This is a genomic window from Rhizorhabdus phycosphaerae (assembly GCF_011044255.1).
In the GTDB taxonomy this organism is placed as follows: Bacteria; Pseudomonadota; Alphaproteobacteria; order Sphingomonadales; family Sphingomonadaceae; genus Rhizorhabdus; species Rhizorhabdus phycosphaerae.
The window spans coordinates 2,767,831-2,791,342 of the sequence record NZ_CP049107.1 but is presented as its reverse complement, the minus strand read 5'-3'; the positions used below and the strand labels follow the sequence as shown (position 1 = coordinate 2,791,342).

The following is a 23,512-nucleotide window of genomic DNA, read 5'->3' as shown; positions in this document are numbered from 1 at the left end:
AGGGTCACCGATCAGCGGCCGAGCGGCGGGCCGATCGCCGGACAGGTGCCGGCGCGGGTCATGTCCGATGGCCAGCGCAGTTCATAGGTGACGAGGAAGCCGTCATGGTCGGACAATTCCGGCCCGCTCGCGCCCCCGTCGAACATCGCCTCCACCCGGATCGGGCGGATCGCGACGCGGTCGCCCGGCTCGAAGAATTGCAGGTCCTGCGTGTCCATCCACGGCGCGTCTCCGTCCCAGGACAGGCGCACATCGCAGCCATGCGCTCCGCCGAGACACTGTTCGTGGACGAGGCCGAGCGACTGATAGCGTGAGAAATTCTCCCAGCGCTCCTCCGACTTGCGCATGTTGAAGTCGCCGCCGAAGACCAGCGGATGCGTCGGCTCATGGGTGCGCCGGATGAAGAAGGACGCCTCGAGCGCCTGCCGGTCATGCGCCGCGGCGTTGCGGACGTTCGACGCCTTGGACGCGCCGCGCGCGTTCATATGGGTGTTGTACAGGTCGACCGGCACCGGCACGCCCGGAATGCCGAGGCGCACCAGCATGATCCCCTTGTTCGCGAGGCAATCGATTCCCGCACAGGAACGGCGGCCATAGGCCTCTGCCCGGTGGTCGAGCAGCGGGTAGCGCGAGGCGATGGCCAGGCCGCTGCTGGTGAGCTTCAGCCCCAGTTCGCCGAGCAGCCAGCGGGTCCGGCCCGGCAGCTTTTCCCGCGTGGCGGGTCCCGCCGGCGTCATCCGGCGCGGGCCGCCGGCGATGGCCGGATAGCCGCTGTCCGCCAGCGCCTTCTTGGCCGGGCCGCTGAACATCTCCTGGAACAGGACGACGTCGGGCGCGCGCCCTTCCGCGCGCATCGCCGCGAGGCGCCGCCCGATCTCACGCAGCTGCGGCCCACGCCCCGACCGGGCGGGCCAGCTCAGCCCTTCGACATTATAGGTGAGCACCGACAATTCGGTCGTGGTGAAGCGCCCATCCGCCGACCGCATCAGGCGCGGCGCCTCCGCCTGCTGGCAGTTCAGCGCACGGCGCGGCAGCGGCGTCGCACAGGCGGCCAGAAGCGTGAGGAGGAGCAGCGCAGCCGTCGCGCGGCTCCGCCTGTTGTTCACCGTCATCCGATCGCGCACCCGGCCTCCTGTCCGTCCACCCCGCTCATGACGGGATCGGATGAAACTGCCAAGCCGCGAGGCGGCGGCGAGGGCTGATCAGCCCTCACGCGCGGATCGCCAGAGAGCGCTCTTCCGATGGCAGAGGAAGAACGGGAAACGGCCCGCCCTGCCGCCTACCGTCCCAAGGGTGCGCCGGGACGATCTGCGGAGGTGCGGGCCGAGCTGTCCGGCCTGGGCCGGACGGCCCCCCACGCCCGAGAGGGGTCGGGCGATTCTTACGGCGGCGTCCAGGAGGAGGGGATGTAGACGCCGCCGTTTCCGGCCAGGCCGAAAGGGGTCAATTCTTGCGGAAGGCGTCCTCGATGCTGACGACGCTCACCACAAGCATGAAGAGCGCGGCCGCCGCCACCGGCAGAAAGAGATAATGGTCACCGATGAAGCTGATCATGTCGCTGTCTCCTCGTTCGATGAGAGGAGTTTCGCGCGGCGCGGGTGATTCGCATTTGATCGAGGTCAAAGGATAAAAAAACTTGCGCAGCGTCGGGCTGCGTCAGAGCAGGCCACGCCGCTCCAGTTCGGCGTGCAGCGGTTCGGCCCCATGGAAATGATGGCCGGCGATGCCCAGCGCCTCGGCTGCGCGAACATTGTCTTCCCGATCGTCGACGAAGATCGCCTCGTGCGGAGCGAGGCCGAAGCGGTCGAGGGCGAGACGGTAGATGGCGGGATCGGGCTTCACCAGCCGCTCGGTGCCAGACACGACGACATCCTCGAACAGGTCGAAGATCGCAGCCTCGCGCGCCCGGAAGGGCGGCCAGAACTCATCGCTGAAATTGGTGATGGCGTAGAGCGGCACGCCCCGCGCATGCAGCGTGCTGACAATTTCGCCCATGCCCGGCAGCAGGCCGGTGACGGTGTCGGAAAAGCGGGGACCGAAGGCCGCTATCGCGCTTTCGAAGCGCGGCCATTGCGCGATCAGCTCGGCGCTCGTTTCGGCGAAAGGCCGGCCGGCATCATGCTGATTGTGCCAGTCGAGCGTGACGACGTCGCGCAGAAACAGTTCAAGCTCGTGCGTGGGCACGAGCTTCTGGAAGAACTGCCGGAGATTCCAGTCGTAGAGCACATTGCCGACATCGAAGATGACGGCGCGCGTGCGACCTTCGACCAGCGGATCGATCAGCCCTGACGCGCCTTGAAGCGGCGGTTGGTCTTGTTGATCACATAGGTGCGGCCACGGCGACGGATCACGCGGTTATCCCGATGGCGGTCCTTGAGGGACTTGAGCGAATTGCGGATCTTCATGGCGAACGCGCCTGCTTTCTAACCTGATATGTTGAAAAACGAGGCGTCCCCCTATGGTCTGGCGCGGGGCGAGTCAATGTCTGTTTTGCCCGAAAGGCCGTTCTGCTGCGGTCGATCGGGCGCGTTTCGACGATAATGAACGCTCTTTCATCCGCCGTCGCGGCGAATCGTTCATGGACAGTCCAGATTTCATGATGCACCCAAAACGACGCTCCGGCGTTGACCATGGAGCATCGGCCGGAGGTTGGAAATGAAGACGATTTTGTCCAAGGCGATCCTGCTGGGCTGCGCCGCCGCGTTGGCGGGCTGCGCCGCGCAGACCCCCGAGGTGCGCGTGACCCGTTTCCATCTCGGCCAGCCGATCGCATCGGGGGACATAGCGGTCACCTCGCGCGACCCGACCCTGGCCAAGGACCTCGAGTTCCAGACCTATGCCGGCATTGTCGCATCCGAACTGCGCCGGCTGAACTTCAGCGTCGCCCCCGATGTCGCCAAGTCGGAGCAGGTCGCGGTGATCGACGTCGAGCGCAATTGGCGCCCGACCGGTCAACGCAGCGGGTCTTCCATGTCGATCGGCCTGGGCGGCAGCAGCGGCGGCGGCTGGGGCGGTGGCACCGGGGTCGGCCTCGGCGGCTCCGTCAGCTTCCCGATCGGCAAATCGAAGGAGCGGATGGACGTCGCCACGCGCCTGTCGGTCCAGATCAAGCGCCGCTCGGAAGGCACGGTGATCTGGGAAGGTCGGGCGGAGACGATCTCCCGCGACGGTGCCCCCGAATCCGCGACCGAAGCGGCCGTCTCGCGCCTCGCCTCGGCCCTGTTCAGGGACTTCCCCGGCCGTTCCGGCGAGACTATCACGGTGAAATGACAGCATTTGACGGCATCGCCATTTCCAGCCGCTTCGACAGCGGCAACATCTCGGTCCTCGGTCGCGAGGGGAATCGCTTCGACCTCGCCATCGTCAAGGACCACCAGTCCGACTTCTACCAGTGGTTCCACTTCCGCCTGACGGGCGCGAAGGGCGTTCCGCTGGTACTGCGCATCGGCAATGCCGGCGGTGCCGCCTATCCGCAGGGCTGGACCGACTATCGCGCCTGCGCCTCGTCGGACCGCGAGACATGGCGGCGGGTGCCGACCCGTTATGCGGACGGCGTGCTGACGATCGAGCTGACCCCCGAGACCGACGCCGTGTGGCTCGCCTATTTCGCGCCCTATTCGATGGAGCGGCATCATGACCTGATTGCGCGAATGGCGGTCCGCCCCGGCGTACGCCACGAACGCATCGGCGAGACGCTCGACGGGCAGGACATCGACCTGCTGACCCTGGGCGAGGGGCCGAAGACCGTCTGGTTCTACGCCAGGCAGCATCCGGGCGAGACAATGGCCGAATGGTGGATGGAAGGCGCGCTCGAGCGGCTGACCGATCCGCATGATCCAGTCGCGCGCAGCCTGCGCCGCCGCGCCACCTTCCACATCGTCCCGAACATGAATCCCGACGGGTCGCGGCGCGGCCATCTGCGCACCAATGCGGCGGGCGTGAACCTCAACCGCGAATGGGCCTCACCGACCGCCGAGCGTAGCCCGGAAGTGCTCTGCGTCCTGCAGCGAATGGACCGGACCGGGGTCGACTTCGCGATGGACGTGCATGGCGACGAGGCCATTCCCCACGCCTTCATCGCCGGTTTCGAAGGCATCCCCAACTGGACCGAGGAGCAGGGCCGCCTTTACCACCTGTTCCGCGACACGCTGGCCCGCTGCACGCCCGATTTCCAGACGCGGCACGGCTATGGCATCGCGCCGAAGGGCAAGGCGAATCTGGCGATGTCGACCAACCAGCTCGCCCATCGCTTCGGCTGCGTGTCGACGACGCTGGAAATGCCGTTCAAGGAGAATGACGACCTGCCCGACCCCGAGCATGGCTGGTCGCCCGAGCGGTCGAAGCGTCTTGGCGCAGCCTGCCTCGACGCGCTTCACCAGATATTGGACGACCTGCCGGCGCGGGGCTGATCGCGCGGCCGGGCCGGTTCAGGCGCTGCCGGCGCCGCGCTCGGTCGCACTCGCCTGCAGCACTGCGACAGTCGCTTCGTCGAGCGGCCGATCGAAACGGCAGCCGGCCTCGCGCCCGTCGGCCCAGACGATGTGCGCGTCGACCAGTCCACGTCCCGGCAGAGAAAGGCCGATCGACGTTTCCGGCTCGAGATCCTGGTACAGCCGCAGGCGGGCGCCGCCCGACGAGATGTCGATGATCCGGCATGGCGCGCGGCTTGCCGTCCTCAGGCGGATCTGCGTCTCGAACGCGGCGGCGTGACGGGGCGTCGCCCTGCGGCATCGACCTTCGCGAACCACCACCTCCGAAGAAAACATAGACCTCCCCCGCCGCGCCGATCCGACGGCCCCCGCCGTCGGCTGCAATCGTTCGCGGTCAACTCCAGGGCTGTACTGGGGACGGAGGCGACGGGCAACGGGCAATATGGCCAGCGCTGTCAGGCGTCTAGCTCGGTGTCCCAGTAGAGCCAGTCGCGCCAGCTCTGGTGGAGATAATGGGGCGGGAAGCTGCGGCCATTTTCCTGCAGTTCCCAGCTGGTCGGCCGACGGGGCGCCTCGAACAGGCGCATGCCCGCCTGGCGCGGGGTGCGTCCGCCCTTGCGCAGATTGCACGGTGCGCAGGCCGTGGACACATTTTCCCAGGTCGTGCGGCCACCCTGTGCGCGGGGGATGACATGATCGAAGGTCAGATCGGTGGTGGCGCCGCAATATTGGCAGGAGAAGCGGTCGCGCAGGAACAGGTTGAAGCGGGTGAAAGCCGGGTTTTCGGACTGGCGCACATATTGGCGCAGGGCGATGACCGAGGGAAGCTTCATCGCGAAATTGGGGCTGCGGACCTCGCGGTCATAATGCGAGACGATGTCGACCCGTTCGAGGAAGACCGCCTTGATCGCCGTCTGCCAGTTCCACAAAGACAGCGGATAATAGCTGAGAGGGGTGTAGTCGGCATTGAGGACGAGCGCCGGGCAACTGTCCGGATGGCGCATGAGATCGGAGTGGTACATGGTCGAACCAGGCCTCCCGCAAAGTGGAGAACCGGTCGCTTCGCCCTCGACCTTCCGTTCGCACACCGGAACGCCTATGGCCGAACCGGCCGCGTCCTCTGTGGCCACTCTTTCGCCGGAAAGCGTGACATGGGCATGACAGCATTTCCGTTGACTCCTCGTCAAGAGTCCCTGTGCGCGAACCGCTGATTTCCCGGTTCGCTCCCAGCCCGACGGGCCGCCTGCATCTGGGTCACGCCTATTCGGCGATGCGCGCCCACGACCTCGCCCGCGCAGGTGGCGGACTCTTCCTGCTCAGGATCGAGGACATCGACCCGGGTCGCTGCCGGCCCGAACATGTCGCGGGCATAATCGAGGATCTTCATTGGCTGGGGCTCGACTGGGACGCCCCGCCCCTGTTCCAGTCGGCAAGGCTTCCGCTCTACGCCGCCGCGCTCGATCGGCTGAAGGCGATGGACCTCGTCTATCCCTGTTTCTGCACGCGATCACAGATCGCGGCGGAAGTCGCAGCGAGCGCCGGTGCGCCACATGGGCCAGATGGCCCGCTCTATCCCGGCACCTGCCGATTGCTCGAAGCGGGCAAACGGGACGAACGGATCGCGGCCGGCGAACAGCATTGCTGGCGGCTGGACGCCGGACGCTCGATTGCCCTGACCGGGCCGCTCGAGTGGCATGATGCCGATGCGGGGCGCGTCGTCGCCCGGCCCGAGGTGCATGGCGATGTCGTGCTGGCGCGCAAGGATGCGCCGACCAGCTATCACCTCGCCGTCACGGTCGACGATGCCGATCAGGGGGTCACCGACATCGTGCGCGGGCGCGACCTGTTCGAGGCGACCCATGTGCACCGCCTGCTCCAGGCGCTGCTCGGGCTGCCGACGCCGCGTTACCATCATCATGGTCTGTTGACCGATGCGGACGGCAATCGCCTGGCCAAGCGCGCCGGATCCCCATCGCTGGCGTCGATGCGCGAGGATGGGACGGACCCTGCCACAATCCTGGCGCAACTGCGCGGTGCACACGCTACGGGCTGATCGCGTGTCCGCTCAGCTCCCAATGCGCGCAGCGGCGCGGGCCGCTCCCCTGTAGAGCAGCACCAGCAACAACGCGACCAGCACGGCCCCGGCCGCCATGGCGAGGCCCGGATGTGCGCCGCCCACCAGCGCGAGCGGCGCACCGCTGCCCGTCGCGACGATCAGCCCGGCCAGCAGCACCCCGAACAGGCTTTCGCCGACGATGAAGCCCGAAGCGAGCAGAACCCCCATGCGTTGGGCAGCACCGCCCCGATGGCGGCGTTCGTAGAGATGGCCCATCACCGCGCCGATGACGACCGGCAAGGTCGCCGACATCGGCAGGTAGATGCCGATCCCGACCGCGAGCGGCGGCAGGCGCAACAGACCGCGGCGGCCGAGCAGCGCGTCCAGCGCGACCAACACGAGGCCCGCGCCCGCGCCCAGAAAGATCATGTTCCAGTCGAGCCCCTCGCCCAATATGCCGCGCGCGAGGCCGGCGATCAGCGTCGCCTGCGGCGCGGGCAGCGGCGACGTCGGGCTCGGCAGACCCGTGCCCGGCAGCGGGGCGAAGCCATAGGCCTGGTTGAGCAGGTCGAGGATCGGGGGGATCACGGCGGACCCGGCGAGCGTGCCGACCATCAGCGCGACCTGCTGCTTCCACGGCGTCGCACCGATCAGCTGGCCGGTCTTGAGGTCCTGGAGATTGTCGTTGGCGATCACCGCGCAGGCGAGCACCAGCGCGGTCACGAACAGGGCGAAGGCGACGAGCTGCGGCCCCGCCTCGGCGCCGGCCAACGGCCTGACCGCAACCGCCAGCAGCAGCGCGGACCCCAGCACGGCGAGGATCGCGAGGCCCGACACCGGGCTGTTGGACGAACCGATCAGCCCCGCCATATAACCGCACACGGCCGCCACGAACCCGCCCATCAGCAGGACGTAGACATAGAAGGCGAGCGACAGCGGCACGGCAAGACCGGCGAGCGGGCCGCTGGCCAGAAAATGCCAGAGCAGCCCCAGAATCGGCAATGCCACCAGGACGACGATGACCGCGAGCCAGCCCACCGGAACATCCTGTTCCTCGATCGGCAGCAGCGCACCTTCGGCCTTGCGCCGGCGGGACGCGGCCATTGCGTCGGCCATGCCGCGCCAGAGGGGGCGTGCGAGCTTGCCCAGCGTCCAGATCGAGGCGGCGGCGATGACACCCGCACCGAAGAAGCGCACCTGTCCGGCGAACACGGCGAGCGCGGCCTCTTCGGCGGGGCCGGGCGCAGCTGCGATCGCCGACAGGATCGGGGTGGCGACACCAAAGGCGATGAGCAGCCCCAGCCCCATGGCGAGGCCGACCGACAGGCCGACCAGATGCCCCGCGCCGAGCAGCGCGAAGGACAGCGACGCGGACACGCCGGTCGCGGCATAGCTTCCGCCCAGCCGGAACCAGGTCGAAGCCTCGGCCGCGACCAGCCGGGTGGCTGCCAGCAGGGCGAAACCGATCGATGCCAGCGACCCGAGCCCGATCGTCCGCAGCCCGGCGCGCGCCTCGGCCGCACCCTCGACGGTCTGCGTGCCCACCCTGAGCACCTCGGCGGCGGCGACACCCTCGGGATAGGGAAGATCGGAACCGGTCACCAGCGCGCGCCGTAGCGGCACCGACAGGACGACGCCCATCATCCCGCCCGACGCACAGAGCAAGAAGGTCTGCCAGAAGGGAAAGCCCTGCCACCAGCCGATCATCACGAGCCCCGGCAGGACGAAGATGATCGAGGCGATGCAACCCGCCGCAGACGCCACGGTCTGGACGATGTTGTTTTCGAAGATGGTGCTGCCCCGGACCAGGCGCAGGAGCGCCATCGAGATGACCGCCGCCGGGATCGAGGTCGCAAAGGTCAGGCCCACCCTGAGCCCGAGATACACGTTCGCCGCCGTGAAGACGAAGGTGATCGCAATGCCGAGCAACACGCCCCGCAGCGTCAGCTCGCGCACGACCGCGCCGTCCCGTCCCGTCATCGCGTCGTCCTTGTCGCCATTCTCCGCCTGCATGCTCTGTCCCACCCGACGTGGCAATGCCGCGGCGGAGTGCCCCGACCATGGCCATCAACGCAGGTGCAGTGAACTGACAGCGATGAAACTCGAAAAAACGGCAGAATCAAACGATTGCAGCTTCTTTTCGCACCTGCACATTTTTTGCTTGCCGAATCATGTTCGCAGATGCACAAAGGAGAGGCCTTTCAGGCATCCTCTCCTAAAACTTTCAAGGCCGGTCCCTCGGGATCGGCCTCTTTTTTTTGCCTGGTGCTTGGAACGGCTACCGCGCCGCGCGGCCGTGAGGATCAGGAGGCGGCGAGGATGTGGGCCCGCACCTGCGGGTAAATCTGGCTTTCCCAGCGCCGACCGCTGAACACGCCATAATGGCCGACGCCGGCCTGCAGATAATGGCGCTTCATATGCGGGCGCAGTCCCGTACAAAGATCGTGGGCCGCTGCGGTCTGGCCGACCGCGCAGATGTCGTCGCGTTCGCCTTCGACGGTCAGCAGCGCGGTACGCCGGATCCGGCTGCAATCGACACGCTTGCCGCGATGGTCGAGTTCGCCTTTTGCCAGCAGGGCGCGCTGGAACACGCGATCGATCGTCTCCAGATAGAATTCGGCGGTCAGGTCGAGCACCGCGAAATATTCGTCGTAGAATTCGCGGATCGACCGCGCCTGCTCCTCCTCGCCATCGGCAAGATGCTGATAGAGCGTGCGATGCTGCTCGAAATGGCGGCCCGAGTTCATCGCCATAAAGGCGCTCAGCTGAAGGAAGCCCGGATAGACTTTCCTCCCCCGCCCCTCGTAGCGCAGGGGCACGCTATGGATGAGATTGTCCTTGAACCACTCGAAACTGTTGGCGGTGGCGAGCTCGTTCACGGCAGTGGGATTGATCCGCACGTCGACCGGTCCACCCATCAGCGTCAGGCTGCGCGGGCAGGCGGGATTGGCGTCCTCCGCCATACGCGCAACCGCCGCCAGCGCGGGGACGCAGGGCTGGCACACTGCGACCATGTGGACCGGCGGGCCGATTTCCTCGAGGAAATGGACGACATGGTCGACATAGTCGTCGAAGCCGAACGCCCCGGCCGCCAGGGGAATGTCGCGCGCATTCTTCCAGTCGGTGACATAGACGTCATGGTCACGCAGCAGCACCTCGATCGTGTTGCGCAGCAGCGTGGCAAAATGGCCCGAGATCGGGGCGACGAGCAGCACCTTGGGCTGTTCGAGGACGGGACCGTCCTTGGCAAAGCGAAGCAGATCTCCAAAGGGGGTGGCGGCGATCACCTCCTCGCGTATCGGCACATCCGCATTGCCGCTCAGAGCGGTGGTGATGCGATAGTCGGGCCGTTCGGCGATCAGCCGGGTGTTCGCGACCATGTCCAGCGCCGCGAACATGCTGTTGGCCAGCGGTTCCCGGGCCAGCGCCCCGAACATGGGCCGCGCCCGCAGCCCCGCCTCGGCCATCATCCGCATCGGCGCGGCGAGATCGGTCATCGCCTGGTAGAACTGATACAACATGGCAGACGCGCCCCCTCTGCGGACAATAAGCCAGCTCTTTGACCGCGTGCCAATGTTTTTATGTTGCACTGCGCCATAAAATTTTGACGCCCGTCCCGCTTTGGTGCCATGATCGCAGACATAGAGGGGGTGCCGATGCCGCAAGCCGTCCTGACGCTGTCCAGCCGAAACTACTCCTCCTGGTCGCTGCGCGGCTGGCTGCTCTGCCGGATGGCGGGGCTCGACCCCGTCGAGGAGATGGTCCCGATCGATGCGCCGGGCCAGCGGGCAGAGCTGCTGCTGCTGTCGCCCTCGGTTTTGGTGCCGCGTTTGACCCATGAAGGCGCCGGCATCTGGGATACGCTCGCCATCGCCGAATATCTGCACGAGAGCTTTCCCGATGCAGGCCTCTATCCCGCCGACAAGCTCGCTCGCGCGCATTGCCGCTCGATATCGGGCGAGATTCATTCGGGCTTCCAGAATCTCCGCTCGGCGCTACCGATGAACCTCCGCACGCGGCATGAGAGCTTCCGGCTGTTCGCCGGCGCAAAGCCCGATATCGAGCGGATCGAGGCGATCTGGCAGGATTGTATCGCCCGTTATGGCGGCCCCTGGCTGTTCGGCGCCGCGCCGACCGTGGCAGACGCGATGTTCGCCCCGGTGGCGACCCGCTTCGTCACCTATGCGGTCCCGCTCGCTCCCGCCTGCGCCGCCTATCGCGACACGGTGATTGCCTGGCCGCTGATGCAGCAATGGACGAAGGCTGCGCTGGAGGAGCCCGAAGAGGTCGAGGAACTGGACGCGGAATTCTGACGGCGCTCGGCTGATCAGCCCCGCGCGGCGAGCTTTCGTTCCCACGCCAGCGCGTGCGCCACGATCGTGTCGAGGTCGGCCAGGCGCGGGCGCCATGGGGTCGTCGCGAGGATGCGGCTATTGTCCGCGATCAGCGCGTCCGGGTCGCCTGCGCGGCGCGGTTCCATGCGGCGGACGATGCTGCTGCCCGCCATCCGATCGACCGAGTCGAGCACTTCGAGCACGGAGAAGCCGCGGCCATAGCCGCAGTTCATCACATGGCTCGCATCCGGATCGGCGATCAGCGTTTCGAGCGCATGGAGATGTGCGTCGGCCAGATCGGCGACATGGATATAGTCGCGCACCCCGGTGCCGTCCGGTGTCGCATAGTCGGTCCCGAAGATCGCCACCTCGGGCCGCCGGCCGAGCGCGGCCTCGACCGCAACCTTTATCAGATGCGTGGCGCCCGCCGTCGACTGGCCGGTGCGGCCCTGCGGATCGGCCCCGGCGACGTTGAAATAGCGCAGCGCGCAATAGTTGATCGGATGCGCGGCGGCGACGTCCTTGAGCATCGCCTCGGTCATCAGCTTCGACATGCCATAGGGATTGATCGGGACGGTCGGCATGTCCTCGCGGACCGGAATGCTGTCCGGGATGCCGTAGGTGGCCGCGGTCGAGGAGAAGAGGAAATGGCGCACGCCGCCCCGCACCGCGCTTTCGATCAGGCTGCGGCTGTTGGCGGTGTTGTTGCGATAATATTTGAGCGGATCCACGACCGATTCGGGGACGACGACCGAGCCCGCAAAATGGAGGATCGCACCGATCCCGTCCTCGGCCAGGATGCGCGCGACCAGCGCGTCGTCGGCAATGTCGCCTTCGTGGAAGCGGGCGCGGGAGTCCACCGCCCAGCGGAAGCCCGTGACGAGATTGTCGAGGACGGACACCTGCCAGCCGGCATCGAGCAGCGCCAGCACGGCATGGCTGCCGATGTAGCCGGCGCCGCCGGTGACGAGGACGGAGAAGGGCCGGGACGCAGCGGAAGTCATGCCACTGACCTATCCGGCACGCACGGACCGGTCAAACTCTCTGCGCGCCGTTACGTTCAGCCTATTTCGGCAGCACCGAAACCAGCCCAGCCGCGAAGGCGATCCGCACCGCTTCCGCCACGCTGCGGACGCCCAGCTTGTCCATCAGATTGGCGCGATAGATCTCCACAGTGCGTGGGCTGATGTCGAGTTCGAAGGCGATGATCTTGTTCGCCTTGCCATCGATCAGCCCCAGCAGAACGTCGCGCTCGCGCGGCGTCAGTCGTTCGATGCCGTCACGCGCGGACTGAATAGCGCTCTCCTCGCGCTCGCGATCTTCGATCCGGGCGAAACCGGCGGCAAGCGCCCCGAGCAGCATCCGGTTGTCATAGGGCTTCTCGATGAAGTCGATCGCGCCGGCCTTCATCGCCTCGACCGCGATGCCGATGTCCCCCTGTCCGGTCAGCAGGATCGTCTCGAAGCGGCGATCGCGCTGACGCAGCAGGCGCAGCACCTCGAGCCCGTTGAGGCCCGGCATGTTGAGGTCGAGCAGCACGCAGCCCGGCTCAAGACGCGGAAGTTCCTGCAGGAAGGTCTCGCCCGAGGGAAAGCCGGAGGTGATGAAGCCGCCCGCCGCCTCGAGCAGCATCTCGACCGAGGCACGCAGGCCATCATCGTCGTCGACGACATAGACATGCCGCTCGGTCATCGCCCGCCCTCCCCGCTCATCGGCTGCAGCGTGAACGCGAAGACAGCGCCTCCTCCCGGAACCGATTCCGCCGACAGCTGGCCACCATGCGCTTCGATGATCCGGCGCGATATGGCCAGGCCGAAGCCGAGCCCTTCGCGCTTGGTGGTCGCAAATGGCCGGAACAGCCTTTCAAGCATTTCGGGCGCCACGCCTGGGCCCGAATCACGCACTTGCACTTCGATCAAATCGTCTCTCGCTAAAGTCGTTGCGATGGTGAGGTCGTGCGGGCCATTTCCCTTTGCGGCCATGGCATCCGCGGCGTTGCGGATCAGGTTGACCAGAACCTGCTGGATCTGCACCCGGTCGCACAGCACGTAACGGTCTTCCTCTTCGAATTCGTAATGGAGCCGGATGCCGAAGGCGCCGCTGTTGAACAGTGCCAGCGCGGCTGCTTCCCGTGCCAGCGCCGGGAGCAATTCTGCCCGCATGTCGGCCTCTCCGCGCAGGATGAAGGCCCGCAGGCGCCGAATAATCTCCCCCGCACGCGAAGCCTGTTCGCTGGCCCGGACCACCGCGTGACGCAGCCTGTCCGGATCAGGCTCTTCGGTCGACCCCAGCATCAGGTCGACCGCGCCGAGAAAATTGACCACCGCCGACAGCGGCTGGCTGAGCTCATGCGCGAGTACTGCGGCCATTTCGCCCATCATGCCGAGACGGGAGACCTGCGACAGATCGTTGTTCATCCGCCGGAATCGCTCTTCTGTGGCGATCGCCGGCCGCATGTCGCGCCCGAACACGACGAACAGGCGGGCGCCATCGATCCGTGTCTGCCCGATCACGAAGGACAAGGGCAGGATTTCGCCGTCGGCGCGGCGCAGGCTGATTGGCAGTGGCCATTCCGAATCGAGGCCCCGGTGGAGCGCTGCGCGCAGGTCGCGGCGGATCGCGGACCGACCGCGATCATCCTCGATCAGGTCCACCAGCCTGCGGCCGACCAGTTCCGCCTCGGGATAGCCAAGCAGGCGGCAGGCCGAGGCGCTGCACACGCGGACCACGCCGCGCTGGTTGCAGACGAACATGGCATCGGGAACGGTCGCGAGGATCGCCTCGCGCTCGGCCTCTCCGGAGCGCAGGGCCCGCTCTCGCGCGCGCCGTTCGGTGACGTCGAGATGGGTACCGAGCAGGCGCAACGGTCGCCCGTCGAGATCGCGGATGATCCGCGCCCAGCCTTCCGCGAGCCGCTTGCCCCGCCGGGGATGCTCGAACTCGAAGTCGAAATGCACGCGGTCATGGCCGCTGGCCTCGATCGCCTCGAGCGCCTTGCGCATATGGGTATAATGTTCGGGACCGGGCCCGTCGACCGGGCTACCGCCCGCACAATTTTCGAGCGGACGGCCGAAGAACATCTCCCCCGGTGTCGTCCAGATCGGCCGCCGCGACGGCAGGTCGATTTCGTAGATGAAGATGCCCTGGACGGACACGGCGGTCGCCAGGCGGGCCTCGCTGAGCCGCAGGGCATCCTGCGCGTTGCGCCATTCGGTGACGTCGGTCACGGCGATCACCGCCGCATGGCGGCCAAGGCCCTGGTCGAGGAGCTTGATATTGTCGTGCACGATGAGCTGGCGGCCATCGCGATGATATTCGACCATCTCGTTGGTCATCCGCCCTTCGCGCAGCAGGCTGGTCCACAACCCCTTGAGGCTCTGCCGGGATCGGCTGCACAGGAGGTCGACGCGACGCGCGCCCACCGCATGAGCCGCCGACCAGCCGTAAAGTTCCTCGCAGCCCCGCGACCAATGCTGGATCACGCCGCAATCATCGACCACCATGACGGCGGTGAGTTCGAGCGCATCGGTCAGTTCGCGGCGTTCGAGATCGGCCGAAACGACCGCCCGCACATGGGCGGTCCAGGCCGCGCCGAGCAGCGCCGAGAAGGCGAGCAGCGCCAGAAGCACGATCTGGAGGACGTCGGCCGGTCCGAATGGCGGAGCGAGATAAGCAGCGCGGAGCAGCGTTCCGATCAGGACGAGCGCGAACGCCGCCAGGAGACCGATGGTCCGACGATCGATGGCCATGCGCGACATAGCGCGCGGCAGGAGGGGTAAGGCCCGCGTCTTCTTTCCCCCTTCGGGTCTTTTCCCTTCGTTCAGCGAATCACGGCGATAAGCGGAACTACGGGGAAGCCCCGGGTTTACAGCAGACCGTCAGTTTTTAGCGGCCCTCGCCAGCACCGCCTGCGCCTGGTCGAGATGCAAACGCTCCACCATCTCGCCCCCCACCCGCACAGCGCCCTTGCCGGCATTCTCGGGCAGCTCGAACGCCGCGATGGCGGCGCGGGCCCAGGCGATCTCGTCATCGTCCGGGCTGAAGGCGCGATTGGCGACCTCGATCTGGCGGGGATGGATCAGCGTCTTGCCGTCGAAGCCATAGGCGCGCGCCTCGACGCATTGCCGGGCCAGCCCCGCCTCGTCGTCGAAAGCGTTGTAGACGCCGTCCAGCACCGCGAGGCCGTGGCCCTTCGCAGCGGCGACGGCCATCGCCATCATTCCCAGAAAGGGGGTGCGCTCGACGGTGAGGCGCGCGCCCATCTCCTTGGCAAGGTCGTTGGTCCCCAGCACGAAAGCGCCGGGGCGCACCGCCATGGCCGCGGCAACAGCGTCCAGCCGGAAAATCGCGCGGCAGCTTTCCACCATCGCCCAGAACCCCGTCGTCGGAGGCGCCTCGGCCAGCGCCGCCAGATAGCGATGGACGATCTCCGCATCGCCGACCTTCGGCGCAAGAATCGCATCGGGGCGGGCGGCAACGGCGGCCGCCAGATCGTCCTGTGCCCAGGGCGTGCCGAGCGCGTTGACGCGGATGACGAGCTCGCGCTCGCCGAAACCCCCGTCGCGGACGGCGCGCACCGCATTGGCCCGCGCCTCCTCCTTCGCCTCCGGCGCCACCGCATCCTCGAGGTCGAGGATGACGACGTCGCACGGCAGGTCGCGCGCCTTGTCGATGGCGCGCTGGTTCGAGGCGGGCATGTAGAGGGCGCTGCGGCGGGGTCTGACGGTCATGCGGAACTCCTTCGCGCCCGGCATGAAAGCATCCGCGCCCGCGATCAAGCCTTCAGCCGCAGCCGCCGGACCTCAATGGACGAAGCGCGCCACGACCTCGCGATAGGAGCGGCTGACCTTCACCTGCGCGCCCGAATCGAGCACCAGGAAACATTCGCCATTGGTGTGCGGCTTGACCTCGCGGACCAGATCGAGATTGACGATGGTCGAGCGGTGGACGCGCTGGAAGCGACGGGGATCCAGCCTTTTCTCGAGATCCTTCATCGTTTCGCGCAGGATCAGCGTGTTGTCGCCGGTGTAGATGCACATATAATCGCCGGCAGCATCGATGCGCTCGATCGAGTCCACGTCGACGCGGAAGATCTTGCCGCGATCCTTGATGTTGATCATCTTCTCGAAGCGGTTCGAGGCAGGTGCCTCATCGCCCTCGCCGAGCGTATCGACCGCATCCGGTGCGACCTCGGCCAGCACTTCCTTGAGACGGCCGACTTCCTCGATGCCCTTTTTTTCGGCCAGCCGCTGGCGCACCCGGTCGAGCGTATCGGCCAGCCGCTGCTCGTCGACCGGCTTCAGCAGATAATCGAGCGCCTGCGCCTGGAAGGCCCTGATCGCGTGATCCTCATAGGCGGTGACGAAGACGAACAGCGGCGGCTCGATCTCCATCAGGCCCTGGATCACCGAGAATCCGTCGAAGCCGGGCATCTGGATGTCGAGAAAGACCAGATCGGGCTTGTGGGTCTTGATCGCGCGGATCGCTTCCCGGCCGTTCAGGCAGGTTTCGATGATTTCGACATCCTCGTGCGGCGCCAGCCGGAGCTTCAGGCCCTGAATGGCCAGGGGCTCGTCATCGACGAGAATGGTGCGGATCGTCATGCATTGTCCTTGCGCTGTTTCGCGGTGTGGAAGGGGATGTCGATAACGACCCCGAACCCTTCCGCCCGATCAGTCTGGACCTCAAATCTCTGGTCCGTGCCATATGCCTGCGCCAGCCTGTCGCGAATGTTCGCCAGACCGACGCCTGTCGAATAGGTGGGACGCGTCACTCCATCGGTCAACCCCGGGCCAGTATCGGTGACCGTAATGATCAGGCGGCGATCGGGTTCCATGCCGGTCAACCGGGCGGTGACGTTGATGTCCGCGCCCTCCTCGAGCGGAGTCACCGCATATTTTATCGCATTCTCCACCAGCGGCTGCAGCAGCAGCGACGGCAGCCGCGCCTCGGCTGCATGGGGGTCGATCTCGAAGCTCGCGCGCAGGCGATCCTCGAACCGCATCTTCTCGATGTCGAGATAGAGCTTCAGCGTCTCCACCTCCTGGGTCAGGCTGACCGTGCCCTCGGGCTCGTTGGCGAGCGTGTAGCGCAGGAAGGACGACAGGCGGGACAGCATCGCGTTGGCCCGCTGGGTTTCCTTGAGCAGCACCAGCGTCGAGATAGAATTGAGGGTGTTGAACAGGAAATGCGGGTTGAGCTGATAGCGCAGCATCGCCAGCTGTGCCGAGCTGGCCTGGCTCTCCAGCCGCTGGACGCGGTCCGACTGCTCCTCGAGCAGCAGGTAGAAGTTGATGCCATAATAGAGCGCCGACCAGGCGGCGAGCAGCGCGAGGTCGAGCAGGATCGCGCCGAAGAACTGGATGCCCTTGGGCATTTCTTGCGGTCGATAGAAGGTCGCATGCGCCCAGGTCTCGATCGACGAGAAGGTGACCGAGGCGAAGACCAGGATCAGGATCGAGACCGTCCAGGTCACGATCGGCCGCAACCGGATCAGCCGGCGATAGGCCGACGCCATCAGCAGGGTCAGCGAATAGCCCGTGGCGGTCGACAGGGCGGTCGGGACGACGAACAACAGCCCCATGTTGTTGGCGAGCCCGCCGAGCGCGCGCAGGACGAAATAGCCCGTCCAGCCGGCCGACTGGAGCACCCAGAAGGCGTGGTTCTTGTCGTCGAAGAACGGCTTCGAGCCGATAAGCGAAATTGGCATCATGGAAGGCTTAGCCGATGCCGGGGCGTTTGTTTAGCCTCGCTAAGCGCCGCGGTGGCCGAGGGCGGCGGCCAGCTTTTCGCGATCGAGTCCCCCTTCCCAGCGGGCGACGACCACGGTCGCGACGGCATTGCCGATGAAATTGGTCAGGCTGCGGCATTCGGACATGAACCGGTCGATGCCCAGGATCAGCGCCATGCCGGCGACCGGCACCGACGGCACGATCGACAGCGTGGCCGCCAGCGTCACGAAGCCCGCCCCGGTTACCCCCGCCGCGCCCTTGGACGAGATCATCGCCACCAGCAGCAGGCTGATCTGTTCGCCCAGCGACAGGTCGATGTCGCAGGCCTGGGCGATGAACAGCGCCGCCAGCGTCATGTAGATGTTGGTGCCGTCGAGGTTGAAGGAATAGCCGGTCGGCACCACCAGCCCGACGACCGGCTTGGCGCAGCCGGCCTGCTCCATCTTCGTCATTAGGTTCGGGAGCGCGCTCTCAGAGCTCGACGTGCCCAGCACGAGCAGCAGTTCGTCCTTCAGATAGGCGATCAGGCGCAGGATCGAAAAACCTGCGGCGCGCGCGATCAATCCCAGAACGACAAGGATGAACAGGGCGGAAGTCAGGTAGAAGCAGAGGATCAGCCCGCCCAGATTGGCTAGCGTCCCGACCCCGAATTTGCCGATGGTGAAGGCCATCGCGCCAAAAGCGCCGATCGGGGCCGCCTTCATCAGGATCGCGACGAGCCGGAAGATCACCAGCGTGAGCGTCTCGAGCAGATCGAGCACAGGACTTGCCCGGGGACCGACGAGCGACAGGGCGATGCCGAACAGGATCGCGACGAACAGCACCTGCAATATCTCGCCCTTGGCGATGGCGGACAGCAGCGTGTCGGGGATAATTCCCATCAGAAAGCCGACCAGCGACTGGTCGTGCGCCTTCTGCGCATAGTCGGCGACATGGCTCGCATCGAGCGCGGCGGGAGCGATGTGGAGCCCGCTGCCGGGCTGGACGACGTTGGCGACGATCAGCCCGACGATCAGCGCCAGCGTGGATACGGTCAGGAAGTAGCCGAAGGCCTTGGCAGCGACGCGGCCGAGTTCGCCCAGATGGCCGAGCCCTGCAATGCCCGTGACAACCGTGAGGAAGATCACCGGCGCGATGATCATCTTGACCAGCTTGATGAAAGCGTCGCCGAGTGGCTTGAGCTGCTCGCCCACGTCCGGGGCCAGCCAACCGAGCGCCACACCGAGCAGGATCGCCACCAGCACCTGCGCATAGAGCGAGCGCCAGAAGGGCGGCCGGGTCGCCGGCGCGTCGGCCGTGTCGATGATCATCGCGGAAACACTCTCCAATGGGGATGCCGATCGCACCACATCGGTGCGGCGACATCAATCCCGGTCAGCGAACGTAACGCAGGGCCAGCCAGAGCGTCCGCGGGGTCGCACGTTCGATGGTTCCGTCTGCACCGACGGTCGCCTCGACCAGCTTGTCGGCGAGATTTTCGGCGCGCACTTCTGCGGTCAGCCCGCTGCCAAGCTGGACCGATGCGACCGCATCGAAGGTGAGCGCATCGCGCAGCCTGCGGCTGTTCTGGTCATCCTCGAACTGGCGCCCGACATAGCGCGCCGTTACCCCCGCCCGCGCCGTGCCGGGGCGATTCCATTCCAGCTGCAGGCTACCCTGGTCCTGCGGGGTCTGCGCCGGGCGCAGGCCCGAGAGCGCCACGGCCGCGCCGCTTGCCCGGACGCGCGGATCGATATGCGAATAGCTGGCCGACAGACGCCATTCGCCCAGCGTCCCCGTCGCCTCCACCTCCACGCCCCGGCTGCGGATCGCGTCCACATTCTGGCGCTGGCGGGTATTCGGCGCGATCGTCACGTTGGAGACCGCATCGTCGAGCCGGTTCCAGAACAGCGTGACCGCCGCGCGCCAGCCCGGCAGCGGCGCATAGGACAGTGCGCCCTCGATCCCCTTCACGCGCTCGGGGTCGAGCAGCGGGTTGGCGATGGTGCTGTCATTGCCCGCGCGAAACGGGCGATACAGTTCGTTCAGCGTGGGCAGGCGCCAGCCGGTATAAGCCGCGCCGCGCAGCTGGACCGCCGCCAGCCCCGGCGGATTCCAGGCGATGCCGGCGCGGCCGGTCGTCTCGGTTCCCGAGCGGTCGGCGTAGCGCTGGCTGTTCGCCGCGACCAGCGCGCCGCTGTTGCGGTTGATCTCGGTCCGCCGGCCCTTGCGCAGTTCCCAGCGGTCGACACGGCCGCTCGCGGTCACGGTCAGGCCCGGCGCCGGAAGCAGGGCGAGCTCGGCGAAACCGCCATAGATGGTCTGCTCGCCACCGGCCACGCGACCGACATTGGTCGCGACCACAAGTTCCTCGGTCCGGCCGCTGACATGGCGCAGGTCGCCACCGACGCGCAGCGTCCGCCCTTCACCCAGCCAGGGTCTAAGCTCGAAGCGACCGCCGACCCCGTTGGCCGGCACATTATACTGGTCGAGCGACTGGCTGACGCTGGCCCGACGCGCGCCGATGCTCGCGAAGCCGCTGGAGAACTCGCGATGCTGGAGCCAGGCGGTCGCCTCCCAGCCCCATCGGCCACGCCCGACCAGTCGCAGCGACGTATCCACGGCGAGATTCGCGTTTCCGGTAAAGGGCACGCCCCGATCGCGCTGGTCGAGCAGAAACGACCCATTGGCCTGCAGTTCGACATCCCCTCCCGCGGGGATCACGGCGCGCGCCGATCCCCGGCTCTGGCGATAGCGCGCGGCCCGGTCGATCGGTCCGCGGTCCTCCGCCACGATCGGCACGAAGCCGTCGCCGCGTGCATAGCCCGCCGACAGCATCGCGAAGCCGCCGCCCAGTGCAGCGGTTACCGTCGCGTCGGCATCGACCGACTCGCGGCTGCCATAAGCCAAACCGGCATCGACGCGCGGCGCATCGTCCCCGCCGATGCTCGTCAGTTCGATCGTGCCGGCAAGCGCGCCCGCGCCCTGGACACCGCTGCCGCCCCCGCGCGTGACGCGGACATGGCCGATCCGGGCCGGATCCAGCGCCGCCCAGCTTATCCATCCGCCGAAGGGGTCGATCACCGGCACGCCGTCGAGCAGGACCAGCGCGCGTGTCGCCGCATTGCCGCCGAGCCCGCGCAGGGTCGCGCCCTGGCTGGTGGGGTGGGCCGAGCGCGAATCGGAGCGGCGGAACTGCTGGAAGCCAGCCGCGTCGCGCAGAACGTCCTCCATCCTGCCGCTGGCGGACAGGGTCAGACGGTCCCGATCGATGCTGACGACATCATAAGCGGCGTCGCCTGGAGACCGGTCGAGTCCGTAGCCCGACACGATGATCGGCGCGTCGTCCGCCGCCTGCGCCGGCGCGGACAGGACGGCCACCAGCGCGGCGCTCAACAGATGGCGGGCATGCCGCAAGGTGATCCTCCCTCATGTTTCAGGAAGGCGGATCACCATCATGAGCGCGGCGCGTCAATGCGTTTCGTCGGGCAGCTGCGTCCGGATGAATGGAAAACTCAGGCGGCAACCTCGAAGCGCTGGGCATAGCGCGCGGCGATGCGCGCCACCGGCACAAGCACGAACACGTCGATCGTGTTGAAGGCGCGATCTATATAGGCGCCGTCGCCGATCTCCGCGCCGACCCGCAAATAGGCCTTGATCAGCGGCGGCAGGCGACGCAGCGCGATGCGCGGGTCATAGCCGCCGATCGGCAGCGCCGCGAGCGGGATGGCCTGCTCCCCGATCGCGCGGGCCCGCAGCTCCGGCATCGCCATATGATTGTGGGCAAGCAGCGAGAGGCCCTCGGCATGGTCGGCGGGATCGATGCCGGGAAAGCTCGCGCAGCCGAACATGTAGCCGATGGCATGCCGCTGCAGATAATCGGCGATGCCGCGCCACAGCAGCTGGATGGTACCGGCATCCCGATAGGCGGGGTCGACACAGGACCGCCCCAGTTCGAGCAGTTCGACGCCCTCGCGCCGACCATGGGCCAGGACCGGCGACAGATCGAACTCATGCGCCGAATAGAAGCCGGCATGGGCCTCGGCGACACTCTGTCGAAGCAGGCGATAGGTGCCGACGACCGGACTGCCCGGGCGGCCATGATCCTCGACGAGCAGATGGTCGCAAAGCCCGTCATAGGGATCGACGTCCCGCCGGTCGGTGGTCTCACCGATATCAGCCCCCATCGCGCCGAAGAAGATGTCGTAGCGCAGCTGCTGGGCGGCGACGATGTCCCGCTCGCCCTGTGCCAGTCGGACCGCGAGCCGCCGTTCACCAAAACCGGTCGACGAAACTACCTGCGCCATGGACCCGTCCCCTTTCTGCAACTATTGGACGGCAATAATCGCGCAGTGCGACATGGCCGCTACCGCGCGGCGATCCATTTGCTACACAGGCGTTCCATCCGCGTTACAAAGGGCCGGATGCGCGGCCCGGAACGGGCATGGTGGAAGACGAGGGAGACGAACTGGTGACGACACCCAGCGAAAAGCTGCTTCTGTTCGGCGCGACCGGCGACCTGTCGCAGCGCATGTTGTTGCCATCCTTGTACGGGCTAGCCGCTGAGGGTCTTTTGTCGCCCGGCCTTGCAATCGTTTGCACTGCCCGAACCGGAATGGACGACGCCGGCTTCCGGGGCTTCGCGGAAACGGCCCTGCGCCGTTTCGTTCCCGCCGAGCGCCTCGACGACGAGGCGCTCGCGGCCTTCCTGACGCGGCTCAGCTATGTACCGGTCGACGCGTCGAGGGAAGGGGACTTCGCCACCCTGGCCGCCCATGTGGGGTCGACCGAACGCGGCATGTCGATCTTCCTGTCGACCGCGCCATCGCTGTTCGGCTCGACGATCGAGGGACTGGCCAAAGCGGGCCTTGCCGGCGACGGCGTCCGCATCGGCCTCGAAAAGCCGCTCGGCTACGACATGGCGTCCAGCCGCGTGATCAACGACGCGGTGGCAGCGGTCTTCCCCGAGGATCGTACCTTTCGCATCGACCATTATCTGGGCAAGGAAACCGTCCAGAATCTGCTGGCGCTGCGCTTCGCCAACAGCCTGTTCGAGCCGCTGTGGCGCGCGGGCGGGATCGAGCATGTCCAGATCACCGTGTCGGAAACGGTCGGCCTGGAGGGCCGCGTCGGCTTCTACGACGGCGCCGGCGCGATCCGCGACATGGTGCAGAACCACATGCTCCAGCTGCTCGCGCTGGTGGCGATGGAGCCGCCCGCGCAGTTCGACGCGACCTCGGTCCGCGACGAGAAGGTCAAGGTGCTGCGCTCGCTGCGCCCGATCGACCGCGCGACCGTCGCGACCCACAGCGTCATCGGCCAATATGGCCCGGGCGCCATGGCGGGCGGCCCCGTACCCGGCTATCTCGACGAGCTGGGCAAGCCGTCGGATACCGAGACCTTCGTCGCGCTCAAGGCGCATATCGACAATTGGCGCTGGCGCGGTGTGCCCTTCTACCTGCGCACGGGCAAGCGCCTGCCCAGCCGCCAGTCCGAGATCTTCATCCGCTTCAAGAGCGTGCCCCACTCGATCTTCGAAGGGCGCGGCGCGATGTTGCAACCCAACAAGCTGATCATCCGTTTGCAACCCGACGAGAATGTCCGCCTGATGCTGATGTCGAAGGAGCCCGGCCTGGATCGCGACGGCATCCGCCTGCGCGAGGTGCCGCTCGACATCTCCATGCCCAACGCCTTCGCCGACAGCCGGCGTCGGATCGCCTATGAAAGGCTGCTGCTCGACCTGATCGAGGGCGACCAGACCTTGTTCGTCCGGCGCGACGAGGTAGAGGCGCAGTGGGAGTGGATCGATGCGATCCGCGACGGCTGGGTGGCCAATTCGATGAAGCCCCGTCCCTATACGGCGGGAACCTGGGGACCGTCGGCCGCGATTGCGCTGACCGAACGCGACGGGGTCACCTGGCACGATTGAGGTGCGCGGACGCTCCGCGCGCGGCACGGCCGTCTCGCGAGGCGAGGGCCAGA

21 protein-coding genes are annotated in these 23,512 nt (G+C 66.9%); 5 read left to right on the top strand and 16 right to left on the bottom strand.

The genetic code is table 11. The features are described from left to right. Positions 1-11 precede the first annotated feature (11 nt). The 3 genes from G6P88_RS12960 to ykgO form a co-directional block, all read right to left on the bottom strand. A complete protein-coding gene (locus G6P88_RS12960) occupies positions 12-1,112 on the bottom strand; it encodes an endonuclease/exonuclease/phosphatase family protein (protein ID WP_165325180.1) in 1,101 nt (366 codons plus the stop codon). Positions 1,113-1,656: 544 nt separating this feature from the next. Then, the gene (locus G6P88_RS12955; protein WP_345719207.1) at positions 1,657-2,271 is read right to left on the bottom strand and encodes an HAD family hydrolase; all 615 of its coding nucleotides are present in this window, start codon (positions 2,269-2,271) and stop codon (positions 1,657-1,659) included. A gap of 8 nt (positions 2,272-2,279) precedes the next feature. Continuing rightward, the gene (gene ykgO, locus G6P88_RS12950; RefSeq protein WP_003046794.1) at positions 2,280-2,405 is read right to left on the bottom strand and encodes a type B 50S ribosomal protein L36; all 126 of its coding nucleotides are present in this window, start codon (positions 2,403-2,405) and stop codon (positions 2,280-2,282) included. 250 nt (positions 2,406-2,655) lie between these two features. On the opposite strand from ykgO, the gene G6P88_RS12945 reads away from it, so the two are divergent. Together G6P88_RS12945 and G6P88_RS12940 are read left to right on the top strand one after the other, a co-directional pair. Beyond that, positions 2,656-3,270 carry a DUF4136 domain-containing protein gene (locus tag G6P88_RS12945; RefSeq protein WP_165323532.1) on the top strand — a complete coding sequence of 205 codons (615 nt, stop codon included), beginning with the start codon at positions 2,656-2,658 and terminating at the stop codon, positions 3,268-3,270. After that, positions 3,267-4,409 carry a M14 family metallopeptidase gene (locus G6P88_RS12940; protein ID WP_165323531.1) on the top strand — a complete coding sequence of 381 codons (1,143 nt, stop codon included), beginning with the start codon at positions 3,267-3,269 and terminating at the stop codon, positions 4,407-4,409. Before G6P88_RS12945 ends, G6P88_RS12940 begins: the two co-directional genes overlap by 4 nt. Positions 4,410-4,427: 18 nt before the next feature. On the opposite strand, the gene G6P88_RS12935 is transcribed toward G6P88_RS12940, so the two are convergent. Together G6P88_RS12935 and G6P88_RS12930 are read right to left on the bottom strand one after the other, a co-directional pair. Continuing rightward, positions 4,428-4,766: a PilZ domain-containing protein gene (locus tag G6P88_RS12935; protein WP_165323530.1), complete on the bottom strand. Its 339-nt coding sequence runs from the start codon at positions 4,764-4,766 to the stop codon at positions 4,428-4,430. 119 nt (positions 4,767-4,885) lie between these two features. Beyond that, complete coding sequence (locus G6P88_RS12930) at positions 4,886-5,452, bottom strand: HNH endonuclease (RefSeq protein ID WP_165325179.1); 567 nt, start codon at positions 5,450-5,452, stop codon at positions 4,886-4,888. 173 nt (positions 5,453-5,625) lie between these two features. Between G6P88_RS12930 and gluQRS the strand changes: the two genes are divergently transcribed. Then, entirely contained in the window at positions 5,626-6,483 is an 858-nt protein-coding gene (gluQRS, locus tag G6P88_RS12925; protein WP_165323529.1) for a tRNA glutamyl-Q(34) synthetase GluQRS, read from the top strand. 12 nt (positions 6,484-6,495) lie between these two features. On the opposite strand, the gene G6P88_RS12920 is transcribed toward gluQRS, so the two are convergent. Both G6P88_RS12920 and G6P88_RS12915 read right to left on the bottom strand, forming a co-directional pair. Next, positions 6,496-8,466, bottom strand: coding sequence for an OPT family oligopeptide transporter (locus G6P88_RS12920; RefSeq protein WP_165325178.1), 1,971 nt, complete (start codon positions 8,464-8,466; stop codon positions 6,496-6,498). A gap of 323 nt (positions 8,467-8,789) precedes the next feature. After that, positions 8,790-10,007 (bottom strand): polyhydroxyalkanoate depolymerase, encoded by a 1,218-nt coding sequence (locus G6P88_RS12915; RefSeq protein WP_165323528.1) that lies wholly within the window; start codon positions 10,005-10,007, stop codon positions 8,790-8,792. Positions 10,008-10,142: 135 nt separating this feature from the next. On the opposite strand from G6P88_RS12915, the gene G6P88_RS12910 reads away from it, so the two are divergent. Beyond that, entirely contained in the window at positions 10,143-10,799 is a 657-nt protein-coding gene (locus G6P88_RS12910; protein WP_165325177.1) for a glutathione S-transferase, read from the top strand. 14 nt (positions 10,800-10,813) lie between these two features. Here G6P88_RS12910 and galE read toward each other — a convergent pair whose 3' ends face one another. The 9 genes from galE to G6P88_RS12865 form a co-directional block, all read right to left on the bottom strand. Then, positions 10,814-11,824 carry a UDP-glucose 4-epimerase GalE gene (gene galE / locus G6P88_RS12905; RefSeq protein WP_165323527.1) on the bottom strand — a complete coding sequence of 337 codons (1,011 nt, stop codon included), beginning with the start codon at positions 11,822-11,824 and terminating at the stop codon, positions 10,814-10,816. A gap of 61 nt (positions 11,825-11,885) precedes the next feature. Beyond that, entirely contained in the window at positions 11,886-12,512 is a 627-nt protein-coding gene (locus G6P88_RS12900) for a response regulator transcription factor (protein WP_165323526.1), read from the bottom strand. After that, positions 12,509-14,569 (bottom strand): PAS domain S-box protein, encoded by a 2,061-nt coding sequence (locus G6P88_RS12895; protein WP_165323525.1) that lies wholly within the window; start codon positions 14,567-14,569, stop codon positions 12,509-12,511. The genes G6P88_RS12900 and G6P88_RS12895 overlap by 4 nt, the downstream gene beginning before the upstream one ends. A gap of 129 nt (positions 14,570-14,698) precedes the next feature. Then, complete coding sequence (locus G6P88_RS12890; RefSeq protein ID WP_165323524.1) at positions 14,699-15,550, bottom strand: HpcH/HpaI aldolase/citrate lyase family protein; 852 nt, start codon at positions 15,548-15,550, stop codon at positions 14,699-14,701. A gap of 72 nt (positions 15,551-15,622) precedes the next feature. Continuing rightward, positions 15,623-16,423 carry a LytR/AlgR family response regulator transcription factor gene (locus tag G6P88_RS12885; RefSeq protein WP_165323523.1) on the bottom strand — a complete coding sequence of 267 codons (801 nt, stop codon included), beginning with the start codon at positions 16,421-16,423 and terminating at the stop codon, positions 15,623-15,625. Further along, entirely contained in the window at positions 16,420-17,529 is a 1,110-nt protein-coding gene (locus G6P88_RS12880) for a sensor histidine kinase (RefSeq protein ID WP_165325176.1), read from the bottom strand. Before G6P88_RS12880 ends, G6P88_RS12885 begins: the two co-directional genes overlap by 4 nt. 42 nt (positions 17,530-17,571) lie before the next feature. After that, positions 17,572-18,861, bottom strand: a complete 1,290-nt coding sequence (locus tag G6P88_RS12875; RefSeq protein WP_165323522.1) for a dicarboxylate/amino acid:cation symporter — start codon at positions 18,859-18,861, stop codon at positions 17,572-17,574. Between the two features lie 64 nt (positions 18,862-18,925). Then, positions 18,926-20,947, bottom strand: coding sequence for a TonB-dependent receptor (locus G6P88_RS12870; protein ID WP_165323521.1), 2,022 nt, complete (start codon positions 20,945-20,947; stop codon positions 18,926-18,928). Positions 20,948-21,045: 98 nt separating this feature from the next. Next, the gene (locus tag G6P88_RS12865; RefSeq protein ID WP_165323520.1) at positions 21,046-21,837 is read right to left on the bottom strand and encodes a GNAT family N-acetyltransferase; all 792 of its coding nucleotides are present in this window, start codon (positions 21,835-21,837) and stop codon (positions 21,046-21,048) included. A 137-nt stretch (positions 21,838-21,974) separates the two neighbouring features. Here G6P88_RS12865 and zwf point away from each other — a divergent pair, with 137 nt between their 5' ends. Continuing rightward, positions 21,975-23,459, top strand: a complete 1,485-nt coding sequence (gene zwf / locus G6P88_RS12860) for a glucose-6-phosphate dehydrogenase (protein WP_165323519.1) — start codon at positions 21,975-21,977, stop codon at positions 23,457-23,459. The last annotated feature ends 53 nt before the right edge of the window (positions 23,460-23,512 follow it).

What these genes read in the sequence shown, in the direction of transcription:
- G6P88_RS12960 (WP_165325180.1), bottom strand. Translation starts at nt 1,112, where the DNA reads ATGACGGTGAACAACAGGCGGAGCCGCGCGACGGCTGCGCTGCTCCTC.
- ykgO (WP_003046794.1), bottom strand. Translation starts at nt 2,405, where the DNA reads ATGAAGATCCGCAATTCGCTCAAGTCCCTCAAGGACCGCCATCGGGAT.
- G6P88_RS12945 (WP_165323532.1), top strand. Translation starts at nt 2,656, where the DNA reads ATGAAGACGATTTTGTCCAAGGCGATCCTGCTGGGCTGCGCCGCCGCG.
- G6P88_RS12940 (WP_165323531.1), top strand. Translation starts at nt 3,267, where the DNA reads ATGACAGCATTTGACGGCATCGCCATTTCCAGCCGCTTCGACAGCGGC.
- G6P88_RS12935 (WP_165323530.1), bottom strand. Translation starts at nt 4,766, where the DNA reads ATGTTTTCTTCGGAGGTGGTGGTTCGCGAAGGTCGATGCCGCAGGGCG.
- G6P88_RS12930 (WP_165325179.1), bottom strand. Translation starts at nt 5,452, where the DNA reads ATGTACCACTCCGATCTCATGCGCCATCCGGACAGTTGCCCGGCGCTC.
- G6P88_RS12920 (WP_165325178.1), bottom strand. Translation starts at nt 8,466, where the DNA reads ATGACGGGACGGGACGGCGCGGTCGTGCGCGAGCTGACGCTGCGGGGC.
- G6P88_RS12915 (WP_165323528.1), bottom strand. Translation starts at nt 10,007, where the DNA reads ATGTTGTATCAGTTCTACCAGGCGATGACCGATCTCGCCGCGCCGATG.
- G6P88_RS12910 (WP_165325177.1), top strand. Translation starts at nt 10,143, where the DNA reads ATGCCGCAAGCCGTCCTGACGCTGTCCAGCCGAAACTACTCCTCCTGG.
- galE (WP_165323527.1), bottom strand. Translation starts at nt 11,824, where the DNA reads ATGACTTCCGCTGCGTCCCGGCCCTTCTCCGTCCTCGTCACCGGCGGC.
- G6P88_RS12900 (WP_165323526.1), bottom strand. Translation starts at nt 12,512, where the DNA reads ATGACCGAGCGGCATGTCTATGTCGTCGACGACGATGATGGCCTGCGT.
- G6P88_RS12895 (WP_165323525.1), bottom strand. Translation starts at nt 14,569, where the DNA reads ATGGCCATCGATCGTCGGACCATCGGTCTCCTGGCGGCGTTCGCGCTC.
- G6P88_RS12890 (WP_165323524.1), bottom strand. Translation starts at nt 15,550, where the DNA reads ATGACCGTCAGACCCCGCCGCAGCGCCCTCTACATGCCCGCCTCGAAC.
- G6P88_RS12885 (WP_165323523.1), bottom strand. Translation starts at nt 16,423, where the DNA reads ATGACGATCCGCACCATTCTCGTCGATGACGAGCCCCTGGCCATTCAG.
- G6P88_RS12880 (WP_165325176.1), bottom strand. Translation starts at nt 17,529, where the DNA reads ATGCCAATTTCGCTTATCGGCTCGAAGCCGTTCTTCGACGACAAGAAC.
- G6P88_RS12875 (WP_165323522.1), bottom strand. Translation starts at nt 18,861, where the DNA reads ATGATCATCGACACGGCCGACGCGCCGGCGACCCGGCCGCCCTTCTGG.
- G6P88_RS12865 (WP_165323520.1), bottom strand. Translation starts at nt 21,837, where the DNA reads ATGGCGCAGGTAGTTTCGTCGACCGGTTTTGGTGAACGGCGGCTCGCG.
- zwf (WP_165323519.1), top strand. Translation starts at nt 21,975, where the DNA reads ATGGTGGAAGACGAGGGAGACGAACTGGTGACGACACCCAGCGAAAAG.